The sequence below is a fragment of the Rhizobacter sp. genome (assembly GCF_031412075.1).
Taxonomy (GTDB): Bacteria; Pseudomonadota; Gammaproteobacteria; order Burkholderiales; family Burkholderiaceae_C; genus Rhizobacter.
This window is the reverse complement of sequence record NZ_JANOCG010000054.1, coordinates 1-4,368: the sequence shown is the minus strand read 5'-3', so window position 1 is coordinate 4,368 and position 4,368 is coordinate 1. Positions and strand designations below refer to the sequence as shown.

Sequence of the window (4,368 nt, the reverse complement as noted above, 5' to 3'; positions counted from 1 at the left end):
GTCGAACAGGATGTTCGCCAACGCCTCGAAATGTGCATCGCCCTCCAGACGCTTCACCAGCGCATGTTCGGCGTTCACCTCGAGCGTCGGCAGCGACTTCGGCGCCGTCTGCCCCGCCTGCTTGAGCATGCGTGCCAAATGGCCGCTGACGTCGCCTTCGTCGACTACCAGGCAGGCCGGTGAGTCGACCAGGCGCGTGGTCACACGAACGTCTTTCGCGCGCTCCTTCAGCGCTTCTTTCAAACGATCGAGCACCGGCTTGAACGCGGTGGCGGTTTCTTCGGCGAGCTTCTTCTCGGCCTCGTCTTGCAACGCGCCCAGGTCCACCGAGCCCTTGGCCACACTTTGCAGCGGCTTGCCGTCGAACTCGTAGACGTGGCTCAGCATCCACTCGTCGACACGGTCAGTCAGCAGCAGCACCTCGATGCCCTTCTTGCGGAAGATCTCCAGCTGCGGGCTGCTCTTGGCCGCAGCCAGGGTGTCGGCGGTCACGTAGTAGATCGCCTCCTGGCCTTCTTTCATGCGGCTCACATAGTCAGCGAGTGACACGCCTTCATCGGCATGGATCGACGCAAAACGGAACAGCTTGACCAGGCGCTCCTGGTTGGCGTGATCCTCGCCCACACCCTCTTTCAACACCGCACCAAAGTCTTTCCAGAAGGCCGCGTACTTGCTGCGCTCAGCTTCGTCCTCGTGGTTGGCAAGAGACTCCAGCATGCCCAGCACGCGCTTGGTCGAACCTTCGCGAATGGCCTTCACGTCGCGGCTTTCTTGCAGCAGTTCGCGGCTCACGTTGAGCGGCAGGTCGGCACTGTCGATCACGCCCTTGACGAAGCGCAGGTACACCGGCATCAGCGCTTCGGCATCGTCCATGATGAAGACACGCTTCACGTACAGCTTCACGCCACCACGCTTGTCGCGGTTCCACAGGTCGAACGGCGCCTTGGCCGGCACGTACAGCAGCTGCGTGTATTCGCTGCGGCCTTCCACGCGGTTGTGGGTGTAGGCGAGCGGCGCTTCGCTGTCGTAGCTGATCTGCTTGTAGAACTCGGTGTACTGCTCAGGGGTGATGTCGCTCTTGCTGCGCGCCCAAAGCGCGGCGGCCTTGTTGACCGGCGCCCACTCGTCGGTGATCGTCTGCTCGCTCTTTTCCGGGTGCCACTCTTCCTTTTGCATCAGGATGGGCAGCGAGATGTGGTCCGAATACTTGCTGATGATCGACTTGAGCTTCCAGGTGCTCAGGAACTCTTCTTCACCGTCGCGCAGGTGCAAGATGATGTCGGTGCCACGCTGCGGTTTGACAATGGTCTCGACCTCGAAGTCGCCACTGCCCTCGCTGCTCCAGCGCACACCTTCTTCGGCCGGCACGCCCGCGCGACGCGACTCGACCGTGATGCGATCGGCCACGATGAAGCCGCTGTAGAAGCCCACGCCAAACTGGCCGATCAGCTGCGCGTCTTTCTTCTGCTCACCTTCGAGCTTGTTCATGAACTCGCGCGTGCCGCTCTTGGCGATGGTGCCCAGGTGGGCCACCGCTTCGTCGGCCGACATGCCGATGCCGTTGTCGCGGATGGTGATGGTCTTGGCCTCCTTGTCGTAGCTGACCCTCACCTCCAGGTTGGGCGCGTCTTCGTACAGGGCGGCGTTGTTCAAGGCCTCGAAGCGCAGCTTGTCACAAGCGTCTGATGCGTTAGAAACCAGCTCACGCAGGAAAATCTCTTTGTTGGAGTAGAGCGAGTGCGTGACGAGGTGCAGGATCTGCTTGACCTCGGCCTGGAAGGAAAGGGTTTGTTTGTTCATGATGGTCTGGGTCTGCTGAGACGGTCACTGGGCGCGGCGCCTGCACCGGCCGCGCTGAGAGATAGAGGCCACCGGCCCGTTTTCAAGAGGGAGCGGGGCACGAGGCCGGATCATAAGGACAAGCCCCTCGAATTTTCGCGGAGACCGCCGTTCAACTCTCGTCCCGGGCTACCATCCGCCCCCGTTCTTGACTGGCGCATGCACTGCCTGCTTCCCATGCCCTTCATGACCCAGCTCGACAACTGGCTCGCACCGGCCACCGGTTCCGCGGAACCCCTCTGGACGCTGGACGGCCTGCGCGGCGCCGACCCCGTGCTCGGATTCGCGCTGGTCATGCTGGTGGCCGTGGTGCTGGCCGAGTTCCTGAACCGCCGGCTGCGCCTGCCGCGCATGTTTGGCTACATGCTCACCGGCGCCTTGGCCAGCCCGCTCGCGCTGCGCCTGCTCGACCGCACCGAGCTCGACCCCTGGAAGCCCATCATCGACCTCGCCATCGGCGTGCTGGTGTTCGAGCTGGGCAGCCGCATCCGCCCGCGCTGGCTGATCGACAACCCCTGGCTCGCGTTCACCTGCGTGCTCGAAGGCCTGCTCGCGGGTTTGTGCGTGACGGTGGCGCTGGTGGCACTCGGCGCGCCGCCCACATCGGCGTGGCTGGCTGGTGCGGTGGCCATGTCGACCTCGCCCGTCATCATCCTGGTGCTGGTGCACGAGGTGCGTTCGCGCGGGCAGGTCACCGAGCGGCTGCTCATCATCACCGCCATCAACAGCGCGCTCAGCATGTTGGCACTCAAAGCCTGGCGCGTGGCCACGGCGCTCGACACCGCCAGCCTGAGCGCCGAGTTGCTGCCGGTGGCGACCGATGCGGTGCTGGTCATCGGCGGCTCCTTCGTGCTGGGCGCGGCCGCGGGCCTGCTGTTGGCCAAGCTGACCCAGCCTTTGCGAGATGCCGCCGCAGCGCCCGTGCTGCAGATCGCGCTGGTGATCCTGGCCGCGATGCTGGCCGCGCAATGGACGCTCTCCCCGCTGCTGGCCCTGCTGGTGGCCGGCATGGTGGCGCGCTCGCGCATGGGCCATGCGCTGACAGTCGAGCCCCACCTCGGTTCGGCCGGCGCGGTGCTGACGGTGCTGCTGTTCATCGCGCTCGGCATGTTGTTCACGCTCGATGGCATCTCGGGCTTGTGGCCCTGGGTGCTGGCGATCGTGCTGGCGCGCCTGGCAGGCAAGGGCATCGCCGTGGCGTTGCTGGCCCGGCTCAGCGCCCTCGGTTGGCGGCAGGCCGCAGCCCTCACGCTGGCGCTGCAGCCCATGAGCAGCCTGGCCGTGCTGCTCGCGGCCGACACCTTCGGCTGGTCGTCGCAACTCCCCGGCGTGGCTGGCAACGTGCTGCAAGCCTTGCTCATCGCCACCACGCTCCTGCACCTGTTGGGCCCGGTCGTGACGCAGTGGTCGCTGCGCACGCTGGCCACCGAGTGCCCGCCACCTTCACCCCGGGGAGCCTGAGATGTCCTTGGCTGAATTCACCGCCTCCGAGCCGCTCACCCTGGGTGTCGAGCTCGAGCTTCAGCTCGTCAGCACCCACGATTACGACCTGTCGCCGCAAGCGCAAGACCTGCTGCGCGAGCTCGACAAACACACCGGCGCCTGGGACGTGAAGCCCGAGATCACGCGCAGCATGATCGAGATCGGCACCTCCATCCAGCGCCAGCACGCGCCGCTGCTCGCCGAGTTGACCGACCTCAAGCAGCAGCTCTCGCGCGCCGCACGCAAGCTCAACATCGGCATCGCCGGTGGCGGCACCCACGCCTACCAGCAGTGGAGCGATCAGCAGATCTTCCCGACCGAACGGTTTCACTACATCAGCGAGCTGTACGGCTACCTCGCCAAGCAGTTCACGGTGTTCGGCCAACACGTCCACGTGGGCTGCGAAAACGGCGACACCGCCTTGTGGCTTTTGCATTCACTGTCGCGCTACGTGCCGCACTTCATTGCGCTGAGCGCCTCGTCGCCTTATGTGCAAGGCGTGGACACCGGCTTCAACTCGGCCCGCCTCAACTCGGTGTTCGCCTTCCCGCTGTCGGGCCGCGCGCCCTTCGTCACCACCTGGGAAGGGTTTGGCGAATACTTCGACAAGATGACGAGCACCGGCGTCGTGCAGTCGATGAAAGACTTTTACTGGGACATCCGCCCCAAGCCCGAGTTCGGCACCATCGAGCTGCGTGTGTGCGACACACCGCTCAGCGTCGACAAGGCGGCCGCGCTCGCCTGCTACCTGCAATGCATCTGCCGCTACCTGCGCGAAGAAAAGCCGTTTGAACCCAGCGAAGACGATTACCTCGTCTACACCTTCAACCGCTTCCAGGCCTGCCGCTTCGGGCTAGACGGCGAGATCGTCGACCCCAAGACCAAACAGCGCCACAAGCTGCGCGACGACATCTTGCGCACCCTCGCACGCGTCGACGAACACGCGCTCGACCTGCAGGCGCTCGACGCCAGCAACCTGATCCGCGAAACCCTGTTCGAGGGCAACGACGCCAGCTGGTTGCGCCAGCGCCGCCAGGGCGGCGTGCC

At 64.9% G+C, this 4,368-nt stretch carries 3 protein-coding genes; 2 read left to right on the top strand and 1 reads right to left on the bottom strand.

Going from position 1 to position 4,368, the window contains the following annotated elements; translation table 11 throughout:
- On the bottom strand, nt 1-1,800 hold a 1,800-nt coding region (gene htpG, locus RMO40_RS01905; RefSeq protein ID WP_309715506.1), incomplete at its 3' end, for a molecular chaperone HtpG.
- A 216-nt stretch (nt 1,801-2,016) separates the two neighbouring features.
- On the opposite strand from htpG, the gene RMO40_RS01900 reads away from it, so the two are divergent.
- Both RMO40_RS01900 and RMO40_RS01895 read left to right on the top strand, forming a co-directional pair.
- Nucleotides 2,017-3,300, top strand: a complete 1,284-nt coding sequence (locus tag RMO40_RS01900; protein ID WP_309715504.1) for a cation:proton antiporter domain-containing protein — start codon at nt 2,017-2,019, stop codon at nt 3,298-3,300.
- A 1-nt stretch (nt 3,301) separates the two neighbouring features.
- A partial coding sequence (locus RMO40_RS01895) for a YbdK family carboxylate-amine ligase (RefSeq protein WP_309715501.1) occupies nt 3,302-4,368 on the top strand: 1,067 nt, incomplete at its 3' end.